Origin of the sequence: Streptomyces sp. NPDC097617, assembly GCF_044761485.1 — a bacterium.
Lineage (GTDB): Bacteria > Actinomycetota > Actinomycetes > Streptomycetales > Streptomycetaceae > Streptomyces.
The window spans coordinates 310,318-334,091 of the sequence record NZ_JBIWCL010000005.1 but is presented as its reverse complement, the minus strand read 5'-3'; the positions used below and the strand labels follow the sequence as shown (position 1 = coordinate 334,091).

Genomic DNA, 23,774 nt, shown 5'->3' with positions numbered 1-23,774 from the left:
CCCGCCTTCGCAAGGCGGGCCGGGCTCCGGTGCGTTTCGGGGGCCGCTCAGCCGCGGCGGCCGACCAGCTTCCAGGCGGCCGGCAGGGCGCCCATGGCCAGCGCGGCCTTGAGGGCGTCGCCGATCAGGAAGGGGACCAGGCCCGCCGCGACAGCCGCGCCGAGGGACATCCCGGTGGCGGCCATCAGGTACGGCACGCCGACCGCGTAGATCACGGCGGAGCCCACCGCCATCGAGCCGGCCGTACGCAGCACCGAGCGGTCGCCGCCGCGCCGCGCGAGGGCGCCGACGACGGTGGCGGCCAGCAGCATCCCGAGGACGTACCCGAAGGAAGCGCCACCGGCGCCGGAGGTCCCGCCCGCGAACCACGGCACGCCGGCCATGCCGACGAGGGCGTACAGCGCCAGCGAGAGGAAGCCTCGGCGGGCGCCGAAGGCGCTGCCGACGAGCAGCGCGGCGAAGGTCTGGCCCGTCACGGGGACCGGAGAGCCGGGAACGGGGACCGAGATCTGGGCGGCCAGTCCGGTGAGCGCGGCGCCGCCGACGACGAGCGCGATGTCGCGGACGCGGCTCGCGGGCAGCAGATCGGCGAGGACGGCGCCGGGCCGGAGGGAGACGGAGGCAGTGCTCATCGGGGGACTCCACGGGGTGGGGGCGGCGGGACGATCACCGACGCTAGTGCGCGGGCGGCCGTCTCCCCAGCGCTGCCCGGAACAAAGCCGCCCTCCCCGCTTTGGTGGGGATACCACAAACCCCGTGCCACACATCCGAACTGACGTGATCCTCGTCACGAGGAAGATCGGACAACACGTCCGTTTTGCACGGACGACCGCCGCTCAGCGAGACTGTAGGGTCCCGCCAATTCTGACGCGGAGCCCCTACCGCCGCTGGGCCGAACGAGAGTACGAGCACCCTTCATGCGCGAGCGCCTGGAAGAAGCACCTCCCACGACGGGCGACCTGCCCGCGGAACCCCTCAGCCACAGCCTCAAGCAGCGCCACCTGACCATGTTGGGCCTCGGCGGCGTCATCGGCGCCGGGCTCTTCGTCGGCTCCGGCGCCGGCATCGGCATCGCCGGTCCCGCGATCATCTGCTCCTACCTGCTCGCGGGCGTCCTCGCGATGCTGGTGATGCGGGCGCTGGGCGAGATGTCGGCCGCGATGCCCGCCTCGGGCTCCTTCTCCGTCTACGCGGAGAAGGCGCTCGGCCGCTGGGCCGGCTTCTCGGCGGGCTGGCTGTACTGGTTCCTGCTGGTCGTGGTGCTGGCCGTGGAGGCCACCGGCGCGGCGAAGATCGCGAACGGCTGGCTGCCCGCAGTCGACCAGTGGGTCTGGGTGCTGCTCTTCATGGTGGTCTTCACGGTGAGCAACCTGGCCGCCGTGAAGAACTTCGGCGAGTTCGAGTTCTGGTTCGCCGCCCTCAAGGTCGGCGCGATCGTCCTCTTCCTGATCCTCGGCACCCTCGCCGTCCTCGGCCTGCTCCCGGACACCGAGCCGGTCGGCATGGCCAACCTCACCGGCCAGGGCGGCTTCTTCCCCGCCGGCGTCGGCGGCGTGGTCGCCGGCATGCTCGCCGTCATCTTCGCCTTCGGCGGCCTGGAAGTCGTCACCATCGCGGCCGCCGAGTCCGACGACCCGGCGCGGTCGGTGTCCCGGGCGGTGCGCAGCGCGGTCTGGCGCATCCTCTTCTTCTATGTGGGCTCGATGGTGGTCATCGTGACCCTGCTGCCGTGGAACGCGCTGAAGCCGGGCGAGAGCCCGTACGTCGCGGTCCTCGACTCGATCGGCATCCCGGCGGCCGGCCAGATCATGAACATCGTGGTGTTCGTGGCACTGCTGTCGGCGCTCAACGCGAATCTCTACGGGTCCTCCCGCATGGTGTTCTCGCTGGCCGAGCGCCGCGAGGCGCCGCAGGCGCTGCTGAAGGTCTCGGGCGGCGGGGTGCCGCGCCGGGCGGTGTTCGCGTCGGTGGCCTTCGGCTTCGTGTCGGTGGTGCTCAACCTGCTGTGGCCGGACACGATCTTCCTCTACATGCTCAACGCGGTCGGCGCGGTGCTGCTGTTCGTGTGGGCGCTGATCGCCGTGTCGCAGCTGAAGCTGCGCCGCCGGATCGAGCGGGACATGCCGGAGCGGCTGACCCTGCCGATGTGGCTGTTCCCGTACGCGACCTGGGCGGCGCTGCTCGGAATGGCGACGGTGCTGGTCCTGATGCTGTTCGACGACTCCGCGCGGCCCCAGCTGCTGTGGTCCACGGGTGCGGCCGCGCTGGTGCTGGCCGTGGCGGGGATCCGGGAACTGCGGGAGCGGCGGGCCGCCTGACCCGGCCGGGGTCGTACGGGTGTGATCACGATCCGTGAAATGACTGTCCGAATATCGGACGTTCGACGTCCGGTGATCGGGCAATCGACACACTGGGGCCTGCTCCACCCCCGCACCTGACAGGCACACACCCCATGAGCCACAGCAGCACCGTCGCACCACCCGAAGCGCCGCAGGCCGACGCCGGGTCACCCCTCGGCAACGGACTCAAGCAGCGCCACCTCTCGATGATCGCCCTCGGCGGTGTCATCGGCGCCGGACTCTTCGTCGGGTCCGGCGCCGGCATCGCCGCGGCGGGTCCCTCGATCGTGCTCGCGTACGCCGCGTCCGGGCTGCTCGTGATGTTCGTGATGCGGATGCTCGGCGAGATGTCCGCCGCCAACCCCGCCTCCGGTTCCTTCTCCGTCCACGCGGACCGGGCGATCGGCCCGTGGGCCGGATTCACCGCGGGCTGGATGTTCTGGACCCTGTTGTGCGTGGGCGTGGCCATCGAGGCCATCGGCGCGGCGCACATCATGACCGGCTGGTTCCCCGGCACCCCCTCCTGGATGTGGGTGCTGGCCTTCATGGCCGTGTTCTGCGGATCGAACCTCGCCGCCGTCTCGAACTTCGGCGAGTTCGAGTTCTGGTTCGCCGCCCTCAAGATCGGCGCGATCGCCCTCTTCCTGGGCCTGGGCGTCCTCGCCGTACTCGGCCTGCTGCCCGGCACCGACGCCCCCGGCGCCGCCAACCTGCTGCACGACGGCGGCTTCCTGCCCCACGGCGTCGACGGCCTGCTGGTCGGACTGCTGGCCTCGGTCGTCGCGTACGGCGGACTGGAGACGGTCACCATCGCGGCCGCCGAGTCCGAGAACCCGGTCGAGGGCGTGGCGAAGGCCGTGCGCACCACCATGTGGCGGATCGCGATCGTCTACGTGGGCTCCATGCTGGTGATCGTCACGCTGCTCCCGTGGAACGACCCCGCGGTCACCGCGGACGGCCCGTACACCGCCACCCTCGACCGCCTGGGCATCCCGGCTGCCGGCGAGATCATGAACGTGGTCATCCTGATCGCCCTGATGTCCGCGATGAACGCCAACATCTACGGCTCCTCGCGCATGGCCTACTCCCTCGTCTCGCGCGGCCAGGGCCCGAAGGCGCTCGGCAAGGTCACGGGCCGGGTGCCGCGCCGGGCGGTGCTCGCCTCCTGCGGCTTCGGCTTCGTCACCGTGCTGCTCTCCTACTGGTACCCGGACACCCTGTTCGCCTGGCTGCTGAACATGGTGGGCGGGGTCATCCTGATCGTCTGGGGCTTCATCGCCGTCTCGCAGTTCGTGCTGCGCCGCCGGCTGGAGCGCGAGGCCCCCGAGAAGCTGGTCGTGAAGATGTGGGGCTTCCCGTATCTGACCTGGGTGGCGCTGGCCGGGGTGGCCGCGGTCCTGGTGCTGATGGCCCTGGGTGAGGACACGCGGGTCCAGGTGGTCTTCACCGGCGGGCTCACCGTCGCCCTCGCGGCGACCGGATACGTCATGCAGCGCAGGGCCGCGGCCCGGACCTGACGGCACCGCGGACATGAGGCGGGCCCCGTGCGAAGACACGGGGCCCGCCTTCGTCGTTCGTAGGCAACCCTTACATGTGGCCTGGAATAGATACTGCTAGCGTGCAGTTGCGCATTGATTGCAATAAGCAGTTGGCACGCCGAGGGGACCGGATAACACGCATGGCCATCTACACGCTTCCTGAGCTTCCGTACGACTACGCGGCACTCGAGCCGGTGATCAACCCGCAGATCATCGAGCTGCACCACGACAAGCACCACGCGGCCTACGTCACGGGCGCCAACAACACGCTGGAGCAGCTGGCGGAGGCACGCGACAAGGAGAACTGGGGCGCGCTCAACGGCCTGGAGAAGAACCTCGCGTTCCACCTCTCCGGTCATATCCTCCACAGCATCTACTGGCACAACATGGCCAGCCCGAAGACCGGCGAGGGCGGCGGCGAGCCCACCGCGGCCGACGGCCTGGGCGACCTGGCCGACGCGATCACCGAGTCCTTCGGCTCCTTCGCGAAGTTCAGGAAGCAGCTGACCTTCGCCTCCTCCGCCACCCAGGGCTCCGGCTGGGGCGTGCTCGCGTACGAGCCCGTCAGCGGCCGTCTGGTCGTCGAGCAGGTCTACGACCACCAGGGCAACGTCGGCGTGGCCAGCACCCCGGTCCTGGTCTTCGACGCCTGGGAGCACGCCTTCTACCTTCAGTACAAGAACCAGAAGGTGGACTTCATCGAGGCCATGTGGAATGTCGTCAACTGGCAGGACGTGTCCCGGCGCTACGCCGACGCCAAGGCGAACACCCCGCTGCTGATCCCCGCCAAGGGCTGATCGCGCCACCCCAAAGCCCGTCCGCCTCGTGATCGTCTTCTCAACCCTCACCGGCGGGCGTGACGAACGGAAGACCCCCGTGAGGACGTGACTCACGGGGGTCTTCTGTGCGGTGCGCCGGCCGGGCCGGCCGGGCTCGCCGGGTCCTACTCGAAGGACGGGCCCTTGGTGCGGGTGCGCTTGATCTCGTAGAACCCCGGGGTCGAGGCGACGAGCAGGGTGCCGTCCCACAGCCGGGCGGCCGCGTCGCCACGCGGGGTCGGGGTGACCACCGGGCCGAAGAAGGCCACATCGCCCTCGGAGCCGGGGACCGAGATCACCGGGGTGCCGACCTCCTGGCCCACCCGGTCGATGCCGTCGTTGTGCGAGGCCCGCAGCACCTCGTCGTACTCGTCGGAGTCGGCGTAGGCGAGCAGCTCGGCCGGCAGGCCGACCTCGGCCAGCGCCTCGGCTATCACCTCGCGGGTCGGGCCCTTCTCGTCATTGTGTATACGGGTGCCGAGCGCGGTGTAGAGCTTGCCGGTGACTTCCGCACCGTGCTTCTGCTGCGCCGCCACGACCACGCGCACCGGGGCCCAGCCCTTGGGGCCGAGCAGCTCGCGGTAGACCTCGGGCAGCTCGTCGAGCTTGTTCTCGTTGAGCACCGCGAGGCTCATCACGTGCCAGCGGACCTCGACGTCGCGGACCTTCTCGACCTCGACCATCCAGCGGGACGTCATCCAGGCCCAAGGGCAGAGCGGGTCGAACCAGAAATCGACCGGGGTCTTCTCGCGCACCTGGGTGTCGGTCATTTCTCTCCTCAGTCTCGGCACGGGTCGCAAAGGGGCATCGCTGAGCTCACGTTCCCCGTCACCAACCAGTACCGAGTGACGCGCATTCCCTCGTGCGAGGATTCGACCCAAGAACGCGATCACGCACGAAGGAGTGCAGGTGCCCGGAGAGAATCTGTCCCGCGAGGAGGCCCGCGAGCGGGCCGAGCTGCTGTCCGTCGACGGGTACGAGGTGGTCCTCGACATCAGGTCGGCGGTGGACGAGGCCGAACCGGCCGAGGGTCCGCGCACCTTCCGCTCGGTGACGACGATCCGCTTCCGGGCGGCGGCCGCCGGCTCCTCCACCTTCGCGGACCTGATCGCCCCTTCGGTGAACGCCGTGACCCTGAACGGCCGCGCGCTGGACGTGGCCGCGGTCTTCGACGGCGCCCGGATCTCCCTCGACGGACTGGCCGCCGAGAACGTCCTCGTGGTCGACGCGAACTGCGCCTTCAGCCGCACCGGCGAGGGCCTGCACCGCTTCGTGGACCCGGAGGACGGCGAGGTCTACCTCTACACCCAGTACGAGCCGGCCGACGCGCGGCGGGTGTACGCGAACTTCGAGCAGCCCGACCTCAAGGCCCCGTACCGCTTCGAGGTGACGGCCCCCGAGGGCTGGCAGGTGTGGAGCAACGGCGCGGAGGAGTCCCGCGAGGCGGGCGTGTGGCGGTTCGCCGAGACCGCGCCGATCTCCACCTACATCACGTGCGTGGTCGCGGGTCCCTACCACTACGTGACGGACTCCTACACCCGCGGGGACCTGACCGTCCCGCTGGGCGCGATGTGCCGTAAGGGGCTCGCGAAGCACTTCGACGCCGATGACATCTTCCTCATCACCAAGCAGGGCTTCGACCTGTTCCACGAGCTCTTCGACTACCCGTACCCCTTCGGGAAGTACGACCAGGCCTTCGTGCCGGAGTACAACCTGGGCGCGATGGAGAACCCGGGGATGGTGACCTTCCGCGAGGAGTACATCTTCCGCGGCAAGGTCACGAAGGCCTCCTACGAGCGGCGCTCGAACACGATCCTGCACGAGATGGCGCACATGTGGTTCGGCGACCTGGTCACCATGAAGTGGTGGGACGACCTGTGGCTGAAGGAGTCCTTCGCCGACTTCATGGGCTCCTTCGCGCTCGTGGAGGCCACCCGCTTCGACCAGGCGTGGGTCACCTTCGCCAACAATCGCAAGGCGTGGGCCTACCGCGCCGACCAGCTGCCGTCCACGCACCCGATCACGGCCGACATCCGTGACCTGGAGGACGCCAAGCTGAACTTCGACGGCATCACCTACGCCAAGGGCGCGGCGGTGCTCAAGCAGCTCGTCGCCTACGTGGGACGGGAGGCCTTCCTGGAGGGCGCGCGGCGCTACTTCAAGGCCAACGCCTACGGGAACACCACGCTCGACGACCTGTTGTCGGTGCTCGCGGAGGTCTCCGGCCGGGACATGGCGCAGTGGTCGCGGGCCTGGCTGCAGACCGCCGGCGTGAACGTGCTGACCCCGGCGATCACCTACGACGCGGGCGGCCGCGTGACGGAACTGGCCATCGCGCAGGAGGGCGACGAACTGCGCCCGCACCGGGTCGCGGTGGGCCTGTACCGGCTGGAGTCCGACGGGTCCCTGGTCCGCTACGCGCGGGCCGACGCGGACGTGTCGGGCGCGCGGACTGTCGTCGCGGAACTGGCCGGCGCGGACCGGCCCGACCTGGTCCTGGTCAACGACGAGGACCTCACCTACTGCAAGATCCGCTTCGACGAGGGTTCGCTGGAGACCCTGCGGGCCCACCTCGGCGACCTCACGGACCCGCTGGCGCGGGCACTGAGCTGGTCGGCGCTGTGGAACCTGACGCGTGACGGCCTGATGCCGGCCCGCGACTTCGTCTCGCTGGTCCTGGCGCATGCGGGCCGCGAGAGCGGCGTGGGCGTCCTGCAGATGGTGCACGCGCAGGCGCTGACCGCGATCACCCACTACGCGGATCCCGAGTGGCGCGAGCAGGGCGGCCGGGAGCTGGCGGCGGGCGCACTGCACGAGCTGCGGGTCTCGGCGCCGGGGTCGGAGCACCAGCTGACGTGGGCCCGCTTCTTCGCGGCGAGCGCGGCGACCGAGGGCGACTTCCAGCTGCTGCTGGGGCTGCTGGAGGGGACGGCGCGGATCGACGGGCTGAACGTGGACCAGGAACTGCGCTGGGACTTCCTGCTGCCGCTGGCCTCGCACGGGGCGGTGGACGAGAGTGTGATCGCCGCCGAACTGGCGCGCGACGACACCGCCTCGGGCAAGCGGCACCAGGTGCGGTGCCTGTCGGCGCGGCCCTCGCAGGCGGTGAAGGACCAGGCGTGGGCGGCGGTGGTCGAGTCGGACGCGCTGTCCAACGCGCTGGTGGAGGCGACGATCGCGGGCATGCAGCAGTCCTCGCAGCGGGGTCTGCTGGCGGGATTCGCGGGGCGCTACTTCGAGGTGATCGAACGGGTGTGGGCCGACCGGTCGATCCAGATCGGGATCGACGTGGTGAAGGGGCTGTACCCCTCGCTGCAGAGCGACTCCGCCACCTTGGACGCCACCGACGCCTGGCTGTCCTCCCACCCCGCGGCTCCGCCCGCCCTGCGCCGGCTGGTCGTGGAAGCCCGCGACGACCTGGCCCGGGCCCTGCGCGCCCAGGCCTGCGACGCCGCGGCGGGCTGACCCTGCGGGTCCGCTCCGGGGACGCTGCCCCGTGCCTCGAACGCCGGCGAGGCTGGTTTTCCAGCCCGTCCGGCGTTTGAGGACCGGGTCCGGGCAGAGCCCGGGAGCGGCGACACGCCGGGGCACTCCATCGGCAATCGAACGCCCGTACTTTAGCCCCAGCTTGTCCGGGTTTGTCGACGAGCGTGTAACAGGGGTTAGCAAGGCCATGGCCTGAGGGAATCACCGCGTCATGAACCACAACGCACCCCTCCCCCTCGCCCACCTCACCGGCAGCCGCCCCCGCGTGCTGACCCTCGCCCAGCTGCGCGAGCACGGCGTCACCGCTTCCGACGCGGCCGAGCGGCCCTGGCGGCAGATCCTGCCCGGGGTGTTCCTGCTCCACTCCGGCCCGGCGACCAGCGAGGAGCGGCTGCACGCCGCGCTGCTGTACGCGGGTCGGCGCGGCGGCGAGGCCATGATCACCGGGCTGGCGGCGCTCGCCCTCTACCGGTTCGGCTCCGCGCCCGCGCTCCTCGCCCTCTCGCACATCGACGTCCTGGTGCCCGGCTCCCGGCGGCTGCGCTCCACCGGGGACGTGCGGATCGTACGGACGCACACCCCGCCCCGCTCCCAGGAGGTGACCGGGCTGCCGGTGGCGCCCGTGGCGCGGGCCGTCGCCGACGCCGTCACCCAGCTCTCCGACGCCGGCACCGTACGCCGCCTGCTGAGCGAGGCCGTTCGCGGCGGGCACTGCGAACCGGCCGCCGTCGTACGCGAGCTGACGGTGGCCCGGCTGCTGAACCGGCCGCATGTGGTCGACGCCGTCGAGTCGCTGCTCGCCGAGGGCCGGGCCATCGCCGAGGACCGGCTGTACCACCTCGTACGGGGCTACGAGCTCCCCGACCCGGTCTGGAACATCGACCTGCGACTGCCCGGCGGCCCGCACCTCGGCGGGGTCGACGCGTACTGGCCGGAGCACTCCGTGGCCGTGGAGATCGACACCCGCGCCCCCCGCCAGGGCGAGGACGAGCAGTGGTCGGAGTCGGTGCGCAAGCGCGAGACGCTGGAGCGGCTCGGGGTGACCGTCCTCCACATCACCCCACGCAAGCTCCGTGACTGGCCGGAGCAGCAGGCTGCGGTCATCCGGACCGCCCTGACCGCCGCCGACGACCGGGAACCCGCCTCCTACCTGGTCGTCCTGCCCAGGTGAGGCGAGTACTCCGGGGTGCTCCACAGCAGCCGCCCCGGATGCAGCCCCTCCACCACCGACTCCACCCGCAAGCGGGTGCGGCGGCTCCCGTCGGCCCCGAAATCCGTCCGGGCCCGACCGCTGAGCTGCAGGACGGCGCCGGTCCCCCAGTCCGGGAAGAGCAGCCCGGCCCGCGGATCGGCCGTCAGATTCCCCAGGGTCAGGAACATGGCGTTGCCGGCGTAGTCCGGCCACGCCAGCTCGACCGGCGAGAGCACCTCGACGAAGCCCGGCAGCCCTCCCCGATGACTGGCGTCGACCCCGTCCGCCTCCGCCGTGGTGGCGACGAAGAAGGTATCGGCGCCGCGTACCGCCCGCTGCTGACCGGGGGTCAGCGCGTCACCGCGCCGCACGACACCGGCCCCCTGCCGGACCAGCTCCAGCGGCTGCCGTCGCTGGATGTACTTCGGGCAGTTGGCGAAGACCTGCTCCGTCTCCACGGCGAAGCCCCGCCGCGTCACCGCGAGGGTTCCGTTCAGCCGCATCCGGCGCCTGGTGCGCGGGTCGAGCGCGATGCTCCCGATCCGGGTCCCGGCCGTGGCCAGCGCCCCGGCGAGCGGATCGCCCTCCGGCGGACCGTCGGCGACCACGATCCGGTCCGGCCCGGTGGCCCGTACGAAACCGGGCGGACCGGTGAGCAGGGAGGCCCACACCCGCCCCGCGCCGTCGGCCGCGCCGACGACCAGGTGCGGCTGCAGCCCCAGGAAGGCCGCGGCGACATCGCCGACGCCCGTGCCGATCGAGCGTCCGACGTGCTCGGCCAGGTCCCGTACGCCGACCCGGTCCTGCACGGTCAGCGGGCCCTCGTGGTACGCCCCGGAGATCATGACGGTCCTTCCGCAGAGGATTCCCCCCACCCATTCACCTAACCTTCTAAAGCGAATTTAAAGGTTAGGGCAGGGTGTGTCAACCGCTCACGTACCCTTAAGGGGTTAGCCATGCGGTCGAAGAGGGGCGAGGGATATGACGGCGGCGGATCCACGACCCCTGACCGGGGAGCCGGTGGCCCTCGACCTGCTCAACACCCGCTGGGTCTCCGACGGCGAACCGCTGGACCTGTTCGCCGGTGCGGCCGGGCTCACCCGGGTGCAGGGGCTCGCGGTCTGGCTGGAGAGCGCCGGCCTGGCCGACCGCTTCCGCGCCGACGCGGCGACCCTCGTCCACCTGCTGACCGCCCGCGAGGCACTGTCCCGCGCGGTCGCCGACCCGGCCGACGAGAGCGCCCGCGGCCTGATCGACGCCGTACTGGAGTACGGCCGCATCCGTGCCACGCTGACCGCCGAAGGCCCGGGCGAGCGCGCCGAGTTCGCCGACCCCGCCTGGGGGCCGGCCTGGACGGCGGCGCGCGACTACCTCGGGCTGCTGGGCTCCGCGCCCGAGCGGATCCGTACCTGCGCCTCGGAGACCTGCGTCCTGCGCTTCTTCGACGTCTCGCGCAACGGCACCCGGCGCTGGTGCTCGATGTCCGCCTGCGGAAACCGCGCCAAGGCCTCACGTCATTACGCGCGCACGCGCGAGCGCTGAGCGGACGGAATCTGTCACACCTGCGCCGGGGCGCCACCGCGTCCCGGTGCTGACGCATGGCCATCAAGTCGATAAATCGACCCACCAGCCCCTGTGGTTCGCACCGCTGTGCCCCGGTACGGCCGCGCTGGCGCATTGCCCGCACTGGCGGGAGTGCGCCATGGCAGGTCTCGGTCAATGACAACCCTCCCCAAAGAGCTGTCACGTAGGCCAAGCTGACCGGTCATCCGGCACCGAAATCCGGACCGTATCTTTCACTTACCAGGGATGCTGATGACCCTCGAATCCCCCAGCTCCATATCCGGGGCCAGACGCGTCGCACGCGTCGCGGCCGCGGCCGGTCTGGTCGCCGCTCTCGCGGCCACCGGCGCCGGTCCCGTCCTCGCGGCGCCCGGCGCGGACACTCCGGTCACCAACCCGGCTGTCAAGTCCGCGGAGCAGAAGCTCGGTTCGGCCGACGCGGAGCTCCTCCAGGAGGCCAAGGCCAAGGGTGACGCGAACGTCACCGTCATGGTCGCGACCGCCCCCGGCCAGACCAAGCAGGTGGCCGACCAGCTGGGCGCCGTCCAGGGCGCCTCGGTGGGCCGGACGTACGACAACCTCGGCTACGTCCGCGCCACCCTGCCGACCGGCAAGGCGGACGCCGCGCTGAAGGCGGCCGCCAAGCTGTCCTCCGTGCACGGCATCGACCTGCGGCACGAGATCCAGCTGCCGGACCCGCGCCCCGACGCGGACCGCGCGACCGGCACGGCGAAGAAGACCGCGGCCGAGACCTACCCTGCGCCGGACAAGAACACCCCCGCGAAGAACCCGTACAACCCGTCCTTCGAGACGGGCGCGGTCGACTTCGTGAAGAACAACCCGCAGGCCGACGGCCGCGGCGTGACCATCGGCATCATGGACTCGGGCGTCGACCTCGGCCACCCGGCCCTGCAGAAGACCAGCACCGGCGAGCGCAAGATCGTCGACTGGGTCACGGCGACCGACCCGATCACGGACAACGACGCCACCTGGCGCGCCCAGATCACCCCGGTCACCTCCGCCGGCGGCACCTTCTCCGCGGGCGGCCAGAGCTGGAAGGCCCCCGAGGGCAGCTTCCAGTGGAGCCGCTTCAGCGAGTCGATCACCGCCACCGGTGACATGAAGGGCGACGTCAACCGGGACGGGGACACCACCGACCGGTTCGGCATGCTCTACGACGTGGCGGCCGGCACCGTCCGCGTCGACACCGACCAGGACGGCGACTTCACGAACAACGAGCCGATGAAGCCGTACAAGGACGGCTACCAGATCGGCTACTTCGGCACGGACAACCCGGCGACCGAGGTCGCCGAGCGGATCCCGTTCGTGATCGAGATCCGCAAGGACGTCCCGATGGACCCGCTGGGCGGTGACTGGGTCGGCAAGAAGGCCGACTTCGTCAACGTCGGCATCATCGAGTCCGAGCACGGCACGCACGTCGCCGGCATCACGGCCGCCAACAGCCTGTTCGGCGGCAAGATGAACGGCGAGGCGCCCGGCGCCAAGCTCGTCTCCTCGCGCGCCTGCTCCTGGTCCGGCGGCTGCACCAACATCGCGCTGACCGAGGGCATGATCGACCTCGTGGTCAACCGCGGCGTGGACATCGTCAACATGTCGATCGGCGGCCTCCCGGCGCTGAACGACGGCAACAACGCGCGCTCCGAGCTCTACAAGACCCTCATCGACACCTACGGTGTCCAGCTCGTCATCTCGGCGGGCAACGAGGGCCCCGGCGTCAACACCATCGGCGACCCCGGTCTCGCGGACAAGGTCATCTCCGTGGGCGCTGCGGTCTCCAAGGAGACCTGGGCCGCCAACTACGGCTCCGGCGTGAGCAAGAAGTACAACATGTTCCCCTTCTCCTCGCGCGGTCCGCGTGAGGACGGCGGGTTCACGCCGACCATCACCGCCCCCGGCGCGGCCATCAACACCATCCAGACCTGGCTGCCGGGTGCCCCGGTGGCCGAGGCGGGCTACACCCTGCCGGCCGGCTACGGCATGCTCCAGGGCACCTCGATGTCCTCGCCGCAGGCGGCGGGCGCCAGCGCCCTGCTGATCTCGGCCGCGAAGCAGCACAACATCAAGCTGACCCCGGCCTCGCTGCGGATCGCACTCACCAGCTCCGCGAAGAAGATCGCCGACGTCCCGGCGCACGCCCAGGGTTCGGGTCTGATCGACGTTCCCGGCGCGTGGGAGTCCATCCAGCGCGACGCCAAGGCGAACGAGTTCACCGTCAAGGCGCCGGTCGACACCGCGATCGACCAGTTCCTGAAGACCCCGGGCTTCGGCACCGGCCTCTACGACCGCGAGGGCGGCCTCAAGGTCGGCCAGAAGAAGGTCTACGACGTCGTCGTCACCCGCACCACGGGTGTCAAGTACGGCACCCGCCACGACCTGACCTGGCGCAACAACGACGGCACCTTCAAGGTCATCGGCGGCTACGACTACGTCACGCTGCCGCTGAACAAGCCCGTCACCATCAAGGTCGAGGCCAAGGCCACGTCGGCCGGCGTGCACAGCGGCATCCTGCAGCTGGACGACGAGACCACCGAGGGCATCGACAAGCAGATCCTGACGACGGTCGTCGCCTCGACCCCGCTGGCCAAGCCGTCGTTCACGCTGTCGGACACCTCCTCGGTGCAGCGCAACAGCCACAAGTCGTACTTCGTCACCGTCCCGCAGGGCGCCAAGACCCTCGAGGTCGCCCTCGGCGGTCTGAAGCCGGGCAGCCAGACCCGCTTCATCTCGATCCACCCGTACGGTCTGGGCGTCGAGGACAGCGCGACCACCCAGTGCTACCCGAACTACAACAACCCGGCGAACACCTGCCGCCCCGACCTGCGCTCCTACGCCGACCCGCAGCCGGGCGTCTGGGAGATCGAGGTCGAGTCGCGCCGCACGTCGCCGCTGCTGGACAACCCGTTCAAGCTGGACGTCTCCGTGCTCGGCGCGGCCTTCGACCCCGCGGTCAAGGTCCTGCCCGAGGTCAAGCAGGGCACCCCGGCGCCGGTCCAGTGGAGCGTCAAGAACGACGCCGCGGCCATCTCCGGCGGCAAGCTCAAGGGCGGCCCGCTCGGTTCCGCGAAGGTCGCCAAGCCGACCATCGCCACCGGTGAGACCCACACCACCGAGGTCACCATCGGCGAGGGCGTCTCCCGCCTCGACATCGCCATCGGCAAGACGTCCGACACGGGCGCCGACCTCGACCTGGACGTGTACAAGGACGGCGTCAAGGTCGGCACCTCCGCCGACGGCGACTCCGAGGAGGCCGTGAGCCTGGTCAACCCGGCCGCCGGCACCTACACCGTCGAGGTGCTGGGCTACGCGGTCCCGTCCGGTTCCACCACGTACGACTACCGCGACGTGTTCTTCTCGGCCGCCCTGGGCTCCGTCCAGGTCGACGAGGCCGCCGCGGTGAACCTCGCCAACGGCGCCACCGCGCAGGTCTCGGCGAACGTCCTGGTCAACAGCGCGGCCCCCGAGGGCCGTCAGTTCTTCGGCCAGGTCCAGCTGCTCAACGCCCGCGGCACCGCCGCCGGCACCGGCAGCGTGCAGATCGAGAAGGTCCTCCCGTAGGACCCCGCGGTACGAAACCCGAGGGGGCGGCGCTCTGACGAGCACCGCCCCCTCGGGCCGTTCCGGCGGCCCTTCCTCCTCGGCGCTACGGCCTGCCGAGCGAGCGCAGCGACTGACACGACCCGGTCGGGGCGGCCGCCCCGGGTCTTGGCGATCACATTGCGGGTGGTCTTCCGCTCGTGCTCCTGGTCCAGCTCCAGCTCCAGCTCCAGCTCCAGGCGCACGGGTGGTTCGTTCTGCGGTCGGTCATGTCCGCTTTCCGGACCCGGCAGGCTGGACGCCAACCGCCCCCGACCAGGCAAAACGGCTGTTCGGGCGCCCTGCAACGCGCCGGCCACGAACTCGCCACAGGGGTTCGCATTCGGGACACCGTCCGTTCCTCGGACAATGGATTGGACAAGGATCGTGGGGTCGTACGCATGATGGCTTCACGCGCGCCCGCGTCGTACGTACCAAAAGGAGTCACCGTGAGGGTCGGAATCGTCGGAGCCACCGGACAGGTCGGCGGAGTCATGCGCGGCATCCTCGCCGAGCGGAAGTTCCCGGTGGACGAGCTGCGGCTGTTCGCCTCGGCCCGTTCCGCGGGCTCCACCCTCGAATGGGAGGGCCGGGAGATCACCATCGAGGACGCCTCCACGGCCGACTACTCGGGCCTGGACATCGTGCTGTTCTCAGCGGGCGGCGCCACCTCCCGCGCGCTGGCCGAGAAGGTCGCCTCCCAGGGCGCCGTCGTGATCGACAACTCCTCCGCCTGGCGCAGCCACCCGGAGGTCCCCCTCGTGGTCTCCGAGGTCAACCCGCACGCGATCAAGAACCGTCCCAAGGGCATCATCGCGAACCCGAACTGCACCACCATGGCCGCGATGCCGGTACTGCGCCCGCTGCACGACGAGGCCGGCCTGACCGCGCTGATCGCCACCACCTACCAGGCCGTCTCCGGCTCGGGCCTGGCCGGTGTGGCCGAGCTCAAGGGCCAGGCCTGCGCCGTCGCCGAGAACGCCGACCAGCTCACCTTCGACGGCGGCGCGGTGGACTTCCCCGAGCCGACCGTCTACCAGCGCCCCATCGCCTACAACGTGGTCCCGCTCGCGGGCAACCTGGTCGACGACGGCTCCTTCGAGACCGACGAGGAGCAGAAGCTCCGCAACGAGTCCCGCAAGATCCTGGAGATCCCGGAGCTCAAGGTCTCGGGCACCTGCGTGCGCGTGCCGGTCTTCTGCGGCCACTCCCTCCAGGTCAACGCCCGCTTCGCGAACCCGATCAGCGTGGAGCGCGTCTACGAGCTGCTGAAGGACGCCCCGGGCGTCGAGCTGTCGGAGATCCCGACCCCCCTGCAGGCGGCGGGCAAGGACGCCTCGTACGTGGGGCGCGTCCGCGCCGACGAGACCGTGGACAACGGCATCGCCCTGTTCCTCTCGAGCGACAACCTCCGCAAGGGCGCGGCGCTGAACGCGGTGCAGATCGCCGAGCTCGTGGCCGAGGAGCTGCGCGGCTGATCCCGCGGGCGCCACGACGAGGAGGGCGGGTGCCGTACGGCACCCGCCCTCCCGGCACGTCAGGGCCTGCGCACCTCGAACTGGAAGCAGCCGAACTCGGCGTTGCGCACGTGTACGAGGGCCACCTCGGGATCGGCGAAGGCCTCGGCGAGGCTCCGTTCGAACACCCCGTCAGGATCACTCCCGAGGTCCAGGACCCGCCCGCCGAGGATGTGCCCACGGGCGTCGTAGCGCCGGGCGGTGCGCCACCCCCCGGCCCGGGCGAAGGGATAGCCGCCTTCCGGGGCGGGCCCCCCGCAGTCCTCGGCGTGGATGAAGACGGGTCCCTGCTCGTCGTAGGCACCGGGATCCGCCCCGGTCCGCACCGCCCAGCGGCGCAGCGGCGCGTACGAGACGAGCGCGATGCGCTCACCGGCCGCACCGGTCCGCAAACAGCACCGCAGCGGGGCCCCGCCCTCCCTATCGGTATGGGGGACGCACGCGCGTCCCGCGTCGTCGCGCTCGCGGAGCTCCGCGAGCGCCGTCTCCTCGATGGGCCTGGCCCGATATCCACTGGTCATGGCCGCGATCCTGCCCCTGTGGCCCGCCGGTGTCCGGCGGGAATACGACGTCGCGTTCGCCGGTGGGATTACTCCGAGGCGGTGACGGTGTCCGGATGGCAGGATGGCCGGGCAACGTCACCATCGAAGGAGATGAAAGCGTGCCTGGCACGAATCTCACCCGTGAAGAGGCTCAGCAGCGGGCCAAGCTGCTGACCGTCGACTCCTACGAGATCGAACTCGATCTCAGCGGCGCGCAGGAGGGTGGCACCTATCCGTCCGTGACCACCGTGCGCTTCCAGTCGACCGAGGCCGGGGGCGAGACATTCATCGACCTGGTCGCTCCGGCCGTTCACGAGGTCGTCCTCAACGGCAAGTCCCTGGACGTGGCGGCGGTCTTCCACGACTCCCGGATCGCCCTGAGTCACCTGGTGACCGGAGCCAACGAGCTCCGTGTCGTCGCGGACTGCGCCTACACGAACACCGGTGAGGGCCTCCACCGCTTCGTCGACCCGGTCGACCAGCAGGCGTATCTCTACACCCAGTTCGAGGTACCGGACGCGCGGCGGGTCTTCGCGAGCTTCGAGCAGCCCGACCTGAAGGCCACGTTCCAGTTCACCGTGACGGCCCCCGAGGGCTGGACGGTCATCTCGAACTCTCCACGGGACGTCCCTGAGGGGGCCGAGGCCGCGGACGTCAAGGACAACGTCTGGCGCTTCGAGCCGACCCCGCGCATCTCCTCGTACATCACCGCGCTGATCGTCGGTCCGTACCACGCGGTGCACAGCTCGTACGAGGGCCCGGACGGCCAGTCCGTGCCGCTCGGCATCTACTGCCGGCCCTCGCTCGCCGAGTTCCTCGACGCGGACGCGATCTTCGACGTGACCCGGCAGGGCTTCGACTGGTTCCAGGAGAAGTTCGCCTGCGCCTACCCCTTCGCCAAGTACGACCAGCTCTTCGTACCGGAGTTCAACGCGGGCGCCATGGAGAACGCGGGCGCGGTCACCATCCGCGACCAGTACGTCTTCCGCTCGAAGGTGACGGACGCGGCGTACGAGGCGCGCGCGGAGACGATCCTCCACGAGCTCGCGCACATGTGGTTCGGCGACCTGGTCACCATGGAGTGGTGGAACGACCTGTGGCTGAACGAGTCCTTCGCGACGTACACCTCGATCGCCTGCCAGGCGGACGCGGACGGCACGAAGTGGCCGCAGGCGTGGACCACCTTCGCCAACTCCATGAAGACCTGGGCGTACCGGCAGGACCAGCTGCCGTCCACGCACCCGATCATGGCCGATATCCGTGACCTCGATGACGTCATGGTCAACTTCGACGGCATCACGTACGCCAAGGGCGCCTCGGTGCTCAAGCAGCTCGTCGCCTACGTCGGCACGGACGCCTTCTTCAAGGGCGTGCAGGCGTACTTCAAGGCGCACGCGTTCGGCAACACGCGCCTGTCCGACCTGCTGGGCGCCCTGGAGGAGACCTCCGGACGCGACCTGACCGCCTGGTCGAAGGCGTGGCTGGAGACGGCCGGCATCAACATCCTGCGCCCGGAGGTCACCACCGACGCCAACGGTGCGATCACCGCCTTCGGCATCCGCCAGGAGGCGCCGGCACTGCCCGCCGGCGCCAAGGGCGAGTCCACCCTGCGCCCGCACCGCATCGCGGTGGGCCTGTACGAGCTCCAGGACGGCGCCCTCGTGCGCACCGACCGGATCGAGCTGGACATCGACGGCGCGCTGACCACGGTGCCGGAGCTGGTCGGCCGCACCCGCCCGGCGGTCTTCCTGCTGAACGACGACGACCTGTCCTACGCGAAGGTCCGCCTGGACGAGGAGTCCCTCGCCGCCGTCACCGCGCACATCGGCGACTTCGCGGAGTCCCTGCCGCGCGCCCTGTGCTGGGCCTCGGCCTGGGACATGACCCGTGACGGCGAGCTCGCCACCCGCGACTACCTCTCGCTGGTCCTCTCGGGCATCGGCAAGGAGTCCGACATCGGCGTCGTGCAGTCGCTGCACCGCCAGGTGAAGCTGGCCGTCGACCTGTACGCCGACCCGGCGTGGCGCGAGGAGGGCCTGGCGGCCTGGACCGAGGCCACCCTGGAGCACCTGCGCGGGGCGGAGCCGGCCGGCGACCACCAGCTGGCGTGGGCACGGGCCTTCGCGGCCACGGCCCGCACCGAGGGCCAGCTGACCTACCTGTCCGCGCTGCTGGACGGCGCGGCGGAGATCGAGGGCCTGGCCGTCGACACCGAGCTGCGCTGGACGTTCCTGGAGCGGCTCGTCGCGACGGGCGTCTGCGGGGAGCCGGCCATCGCGGCGGAGCTGGAGCGGGACGCCACCGCGGCGGGCGAGCGCCACGCGGCGACCGCCCGGGCGGCGCGCCCGACGGCGGAGGCCAAGGCCGAGGCGTGGGCCTCGGTGGTCGAGTCCGGCGACCTGCCGAACGCGGTGCAGGAGGCGGTGATCGGCGGCTTCGTCCAGATCGACCAGCGCGAGCTGCTGGCCCCGTACACCGAGAAGTTCTTCGCGGCGGTCAAGGAGGTCTGGGAGACCCGCAGTCACGAGATCGCCCAGCAGATCGCGGTGGGCCTGTACCCGGCGCTCCAGGTCTCGCAGGAGACCCTGGACGCGACGGACGCGTGGCTGGCCTCGGCCGAGCCGAACGCGGCCCTGCGCCGCCTGGTCTCGGAGTCCCGGGCGGGCATCGAACGCGCCCTGAAGGCCCAGGCCGCGGACGCCGCTGCCGCGCGGGCCTGACGGCTCGCGCCGTAACCGGGGCTCCGCCCCGGACCCCGGTCCTCAATCGCCGGCGAGGCTGAATTTTCAGCCTGTCCGGTGTTTGAGGACCGGGTCCGGGCAGAGCCCGGTCAACCCCTACCGCCGCGCCGCGGCCGCTTCGCGCAACGCCGCGAGCACGTGGGACAGCGCGGGCGCGGACTCGGCGCCTCGGCGGACCGCCGCGATCACGTGGCGGGTCGGGCGGTCGTGGGCCAGGACCCGGACCGTCCCGCCGGAGACCCGGCCCGACACCATCCGGGGGACCAGCGCCACCCCCATCCCCGCCTCGACCATGGCCAGGATCGCGGTCCACCCGGACGCCGAGTGCGCCTGTTCCGGGACAAAGCCCGCCGCCTCGCACGCGGACCGGGCGATCTGCGACCAGGGTCCGCTGCCCCCGTAGATCCAGGGGTCGCCGGACAGGTCGGCCAGCCTCAGGTCGGCAGCGGCCGCCAGCGGATGGCCCGGCGGGAGCGCCACGTCCAGCGGGTCCTCCAGGAGCACGACCCGGGTGAACCGGGGGTCCCGCGCGGTCGGCGCGTGGGCCGCGAGCGACAGCGCCAGGTCCACGCCCCCGGCCGACAGGAGCTCGTACGACTCCGCGGCCTCCGTCTCGCGGACCCGGACCTCCACCCCGGGGTGGGACCGCCGCAGGGCGGCCACCGCGGGGACCACGAGGGCCGGTACGGCGGTGGAGAAGGCGCCGACCCGCACCTCCCCCGTGTCCCCGGCGAGGTATCCGGCGAGTTCCGCGTCGGCCCGCTCCAGTTGGGCGAACACCGCTTCCGTGTGCCGCAGGACGAGGTGGGCCGCGTCCGTGAGCCGTACCCGGCGGCCCTCGGCCTCCAGCAGGACCACTCCCAGCTGCCGGGCGAGGTTGGTCAGTTGCTGCGAGACGGCCGAGGGCGTCATGTGCAGCGCCTCGGCCGTCCGGGTCACGGTCCCCCGATCGGCGAGGGTCCGCAGGATCCGCAGCTTCTTGATGTCCCACTCGGTCATGGGCCCGAACCTACCGCCGGGCACTCCCCAGCCCGACCCCTCCGAGGATCAGCGCCATGCAGAGCAGCTGCGCCGGTCCGGTCCGCTCGCCCAGCAGCAGGAGGCCGAGCCCGGCCACGCAGACCGGCTGGAGGTAGTAGACGACTCCCGCACGGGCCGCCCCGATCATCGAGACGGCCTTGTTCCAGGCGAAGAAGGCGATGGCGGAGGAGAACACGCCGATGTACAGCAGCGGTCCGACCGTCCCGGGGGTGATCTCGAAGCCGCCCTGGACGGAGACGGAGACGGCGTAGGCGGGTGCCAGCATCAGCGCGCCGAGCGCGAACGTGGTGATCAGGAAGGCGAGTCCGCCGAGTTCGGCGGGCTTGCGCCGCAGCAGGGCGCTGTACGTGGCGAAGGAGAGGGCGGCGGCGAACATCCACAGGTCTCCGGCGCCGAGGTCGAGGCCGATCGAGCCGTCCCCGACGAGCAGCAGCACCCCGAGGGCGGCGAGCAGGAGGCCGGAGGTCCGCCGGGGTCCGAGCCGTTCGCCGCCGAGGCGGGCGTAGAGCGCCATGATGACGGGCGAGGCGGCCATGATCATGCCCATGTTGGAGGCGGAGGTGGTCAGACCGGCCTGGTGCACGAGCGTGTTGTAGAGGGTGACGCCGAAGAGCGAGGCGAGGGCGATGAATCCGAGGTGGCGCCGGATCAGGGCCCGCTGCCGCCAGGTCTGCCGCGCGGCGAAGGGGGCCACGGCCAGCAGGGCGATGATCCAGCGCCAGAAGACTGCCTGGACGGGCGGGACGGTCTCGGCCATACCCCGGGTGGCGACGAAGCTGCCGGACCAGACGACCGTCGCGAGCAGTGCGAGCAGCACGCCGAGCCCGGCGGCACCCTTCTTTCCGGTGCTGCCGGGCTCGGTCTGCGGGACGGTACGGGCGCGGTCCATGACGGCCACTGTGGGTCTGCTCCTCGGAGTCGGCGGGCGGTGCGTGCGACCTACCGTCGCACCCCTTCATCCATCAGGTCTATCGAAATGTTCTGATCGTTCTTTTCAGGAGAACTGAACGGTTTGGCAGTGCGGGCGACCGCCAGCTGCCCGGCGACGGTGGCCCCGAAGGTGATCGCCATCCCGACGATCTGCACGGGCGACAGCGCCTGCCCGAGAGCGGCCCAGCCGATGACGGCGGCGGTGAGCGGGGAGAGCGGGCCGAGCAGGGTGACCGAGGTGGCGTTGAGGGCTCCGATGCCGCGGAACCAGAGCCAGTACGCGATACCGGTGTTGATCAGCATCATGTAGCCGTAGCCGAGGAGGGCCTTGCCGTCGAGCTCGGGCGGAGCTCCCTCGACGAGGGCCGCGAGCGGAATGATGAACAGTCCGCCCGCGGTGAGCTGCCAGCCGGTCATCGCCAGCGGGCCCACGCCCTCCGGGCGGCCCCAGCGCTTGGTCATCACGGTGCCCGCAGCCATCGAGGCGGAGGAGATCACACCGGCTGCCACGCCGACCGCGTCGAGCTGCGCCTCGGCGGTGAGGACGACCATGCTGACGCCGAACGCCCCCACGACGGCGGCCAGTACGGTGCGCAGGCTCGCCCGTTCCCCGAGGACGAGCGCGGCCAGTCCTACGACGAACAGCGGGCCGGCGGCGCCCAGTACGGCCGCGACCCCGCCGGGGAGCCGGTAGGCGGAGAGGAACAGCAGGGGGAAGAAGGCGCCGATGTTGAGGATGCCGAGGACGGCGGACTTCCACCACCACTGGCCCTTGGGCAGGGTGCGGGCGAGGGCGGTCAGCAGCAGACCCGCGGGCAGGGCCCGCATGACACCGGTGAACAGCGGCCGGTCGGGCGGCAGCAGCTCGGTGGCCACGGCGTAGGTCGAACCCCAGGAGATGGGGGCGAGAGCGGTCAGGGTGACAGTGGCTAAACGCTTCACTGTGGGTGGCTCCTCGAGTGGGTGTGGCGAGCGGGTGGCAGGAGCGGCGGCGGCCTCAGGCGGCGGCGCTCACCGCGGCCGCCTCGGTGGCCGGCGCGGTGGTCGGCGCGGCGGTCGGCGCGGTGGTCGGCGCGGTGGTCGGCGCGGCGCCGGCCTTGATGACCACCGGCGGCTCGGCGTGCACGGCCTCGGCCGGCAGGTGCCGCTCCAGCCGGAGCAGCGCCAGGGCGGCACCGAGGGCGGCGACGGTCAGGACGGCCCAGGGCAGGCGGCCGTCGACGGCGAGCAGGGCGGTGAAGAGGGAGGGAGCGAGGGCAGCGGCCAGCGAGTAGGACAGCTGGTAGGTGGCCAGGTAGCGGCCGCGGACCGGCTCGGGGGCGGCGGAGACCGACAGGGCGCCGCCGGAGGGGCTGTGCACGAGTTCGCCGAGGGTGTAGACGACGACGATGGCCAGCAGGGCGACCAGGGTGACGGTCTGCCCGGGCCGCAGGGTGCCCAGCACGATCTGCCCGGTGAAGGCGGCGGCGAAGAGCAGGGCGCCGAGGGCGGCCGAGCGGGTGCGGCGGGCGCCGGAGCGGCGGACCCGGCCCGCGATCAGTACGCCGATCCCGGCGCACAGCACGGTGTTGACGGTGAAGGCGGCTCCGGTGAGGAAGTCGGGGGCCTTCAGCCAGGAGGCGAGGTAGAGCGGGAAGAGGACGGAGAGGGCGGAGTAGCCCAGCGCGGTGAGGAAGTTGGCGGCGGTGAGCCCGAGGAAGGGGCGGTCGCGCAGCACCGTCCGGTACCCGGCGGATCCGGCCTGCGAGGCGCCGGCCGCCCCTGCCGCGCCGACCGTACCCGGCGTGCGGACCGCGCGGACCCGGCTGACGAGCAGTCCGGCGAGGGCGAAGGCCAGGGCATTGCCCCAGGCGGTGTACGTGAACCCGCCGGTGCCCCACAGCGCCAGCACCCCGGACACGAGCAGGGCGCCCGCGCCCATCCCGGCGTTCTGCAGGGCCCGGGTGGAGGCCTGGAGCCGGTCGCGTGCGGCGCCCCGGGCCACCTCGCCGATCAGGGACTGCTGGACGACGGCGAAGGAGCGGTCGGCGAGCGCGGTGACGAGGGCGACGGCCGCGAAGGCGGGCAGGGAGCTCGCGAAGGGGTAGAGGGCGAAGCCGAGCGCCCGTATCCCGTAGAGCACCAGGTTGACCCGCTTGGCCCCGAACCGGTCGACGGCCGAGCCGGCCAGCGGCATGAACGCCAGTCCGGCCAGCCCGGTGACCGTCATGACCAGGCCGACGAGGGTGAGGGAGAGGCCGGTGACGTGGTGGAAGAAGACCAGCGAGAACGGGACGTACATACCGATCCCGACCGCGCTGATGCCGATGCCGAGAAGCAGCGACCGCTCCCCCGCGACCTTCGCCTCCTCCGACGCGACTGTCTTCCTCAGGAACACGGCCATGACCTCTCCCCCGGACTCGGTTGCTGGTAAGTAGCTTACCGCTAAGCTACTTATCGTCAAGCAACTTTCTTGCGAACGATCCTGAGGAAG

At 71.2% G+C, this 23,774-nt stretch carries 17 protein-coding genes; 9 read left to right on the top strand and 8 right to left on the bottom strand.

Annotated elements, in window-relative coordinates:
* Positions 1 to 47: 47 nt before the first annotated feature.
* Positions 48 to 632: a biotin transporter BioY gene (locus tag ACIQZO_RS12490; RefSeq protein ID WP_403624163.1), complete on the bottom strand. Its 585-nt coding sequence runs from the start codon at positions 630 to 632 to the stop codon at positions 48 to 50.
* 285 nt (positions 633 to 917) lie between these two features.
* On the opposite strand from ACIQZO_RS12490, the gene ACIQZO_RS12485 reads away from it, so the two are divergent.
* From ACIQZO_RS12485 to ACIQZO_RS12475, 3 genes are all read left to right on the top strand, one after another.
* On the top strand, positions 918 to 2,318 hold the full coding sequence (locus ACIQZO_RS12485; RefSeq protein ID WP_403624160.1) for an amino acid permease: 1,401 nt from the start codon (positions 918 to 920) through the stop codon (positions 2,316 to 2,318).
* A 134-nt stretch (positions 2,319 to 2,452) separates the two neighbouring features.
* On the top strand, positions 2,453 to 3,856 hold the full coding sequence (locus ACIQZO_RS12480; RefSeq protein WP_403624156.1) for an amino acid permease: 1,404 nt from the start codon (positions 2,453 to 2,455) through the stop codon (positions 3,854 to 3,856).
* Between the two features lie 161 nt (positions 3,857 to 4,017).
* Complete coding sequence (locus tag ACIQZO_RS12475; protein WP_403624153.1) at positions 4,018 to 4,674, top strand: superoxide dismutase; 657 nt, start codon at positions 4,018 to 4,020, stop codon at positions 4,672 to 4,674.
* A 146-nt stretch (positions 4,675 to 4,820) separates the two neighbouring features.
* On the opposite strand, the gene ACIQZO_RS12470 is transcribed toward ACIQZO_RS12475, so the two are convergent.
* Positions 4,821 to 5,465, bottom strand: a complete 645-nt coding sequence (locus ACIQZO_RS12470) for a DsbA family protein (protein ID WP_403624150.1) — start codon at positions 5,463 to 5,465, stop codon at positions 4,821 to 4,823.
* A gap of 139 nt (positions 5,466 to 5,604) precedes the next feature.
* On the opposite strand from ACIQZO_RS12470, the gene pepN (ACIQZO_RS12465) reads away from it, so the two are divergent.
* Together pepN (ACIQZO_RS12465) and ACIQZO_RS12460 are read left to right on the top strand one after the other, a co-directional pair.
* Positions 5,605 to 8,160: an aminopeptidase N gene (pepN, locus tag ACIQZO_RS12465; protein WP_403624147.1), complete on the top strand. Its 2,556-nt coding sequence runs from the start codon at positions 5,605 to 5,607 to the stop codon at positions 8,158 to 8,160.
* 232 nt (positions 8,161 to 8,392) lie between these two features.
* A complete protein-coding gene (locus ACIQZO_RS12460) occupies positions 8,393 to 9,352 on the top strand; it encodes a hypothetical protein (RefSeq protein ID WP_403624144.1) in 960 nt (319 codons plus the stop codon).
* Here the strand turns inward: ACIQZO_RS12460 and ACIQZO_RS12455 are convergent.
* On the bottom strand, positions 9,328 to 10,218 hold the full coding sequence (locus ACIQZO_RS12455) for a pyridoxamine 5'-phosphate oxidase family protein (RefSeq protein ID WP_403624141.1): 891 nt from the start codon (positions 10,216 to 10,218) through the stop codon (positions 9,328 to 9,330). The genes ACIQZO_RS12460 and ACIQZO_RS12455 overlap by 25 nt on opposite strands.
* Before the next feature lie 136 nt (positions 10,219 to 10,354).
* Here ACIQZO_RS12455 and ACIQZO_RS12450 point away from each other — a divergent pair, with 136 nt between their 5' ends.
* From ACIQZO_RS12450 to ACIQZO_RS12440, 3 genes are all read left to right on the top strand, one after another.
* Positions 10,355 to 10,915, top strand: coding sequence for a CGNR zinc finger domain-containing protein (locus tag ACIQZO_RS12450; protein WP_403624139.1), 561 nt, complete (start codon positions 10,355 to 10,357; stop codon positions 10,913 to 10,915).
* 273 nt (positions 10,916 to 11,188) lie between these two features.
* A complete protein-coding gene (locus ACIQZO_RS12445; RefSeq protein WP_403624136.1) occupies positions 11,189 to 14,512 on the top strand; it encodes a S8 family serine peptidase in 3,324 nt (1,107 codons plus the stop codon).
* A 467-nt stretch (positions 14,513 to 14,979) separates the two neighbouring features.
* A complete protein-coding gene (locus tag ACIQZO_RS12440; protein WP_403624133.1) occupies positions 14,980 to 16,008 on the top strand; it encodes an aspartate-semialdehyde dehydrogenase in 1,029 nt (342 codons plus the stop codon).
* Positions 16,009 to 16,067: 59 nt separating this feature from the next.
* Here ACIQZO_RS12440 and ACIQZO_RS12435 read toward each other — a convergent pair whose 3' ends face one another.
* Positions 16,068 to 16,568, bottom strand: a complete 501-nt coding sequence (locus tag ACIQZO_RS12435; protein ID WP_403624131.1) for a DUF1203 domain-containing protein — start codon at positions 16,566 to 16,568, stop codon at positions 16,068 to 16,070.
* 140 nt (positions 16,569 to 16,708) lie between these two features.
* Between ACIQZO_RS12435 and pepN (ACIQZO_RS12430) the strand changes: the two genes are divergently transcribed.
* Complete coding sequence (gene pepN, locus ACIQZO_RS12430; RefSeq protein WP_403624128.1) at positions 16,709 to 19,309, top strand: aminopeptidase N; 2,601 nt, start codon at positions 16,709 to 16,711, stop codon at positions 19,307 to 19,309.
* Positions 19,310 to 19,426: 117 nt separating this feature from the next.
* Here the strand turns inward: pepN (ACIQZO_RS12430) and ACIQZO_RS12425 are convergent, their stop codons facing one another.
* The 4 genes from ACIQZO_RS12425 to ACIQZO_RS12410 are packed head-to-tail and all read right to left on the bottom strand — an operon-like array spanning position 19,427 to position 23,684.
* The gene (locus ACIQZO_RS12425; RefSeq protein ID WP_403624126.1) at positions 19,427 to 20,329 is read right to left on the bottom strand and encodes a LysR substrate-binding domain-containing protein; all 903 of its coding nucleotides are present in this window, start codon (positions 20,327 to 20,329) and stop codon (positions 19,427 to 19,429) included.
* A 10-nt stretch (positions 20,330 to 20,339) separates the two neighbouring features.
* Positions 20,340 to 21,260: a DMT family transporter gene (locus ACIQZO_RS12420; RefSeq protein ID WP_403624123.1), complete on the bottom strand. Its 921-nt coding sequence runs from the start codon at positions 21,258 to 21,260 to the stop codon at positions 20,340 to 20,342.
* A gap of 50 nt (positions 21,261 to 21,310) precedes the next feature.
* Positions 21,311 to 22,243: an EamA family transporter gene (locus ACIQZO_RS12415; RefSeq protein WP_403624120.1), complete on the bottom strand. Its 933-nt coding sequence runs from the start codon at positions 22,241 to 22,243 to the stop codon at positions 21,311 to 21,313.
* 55 nt (positions 22,244 to 22,298) lie between these two features.
* Complete coding sequence (locus ACIQZO_RS12410; protein WP_403624117.1) at positions 22,299 to 23,684, bottom strand: MFS transporter; 1,386 nt, start codon at positions 23,682 to 23,684, stop codon at positions 22,299 to 22,301.
* Between the last annotated feature and the right edge of the window lie 90 nt (positions 23,685 to 23,774).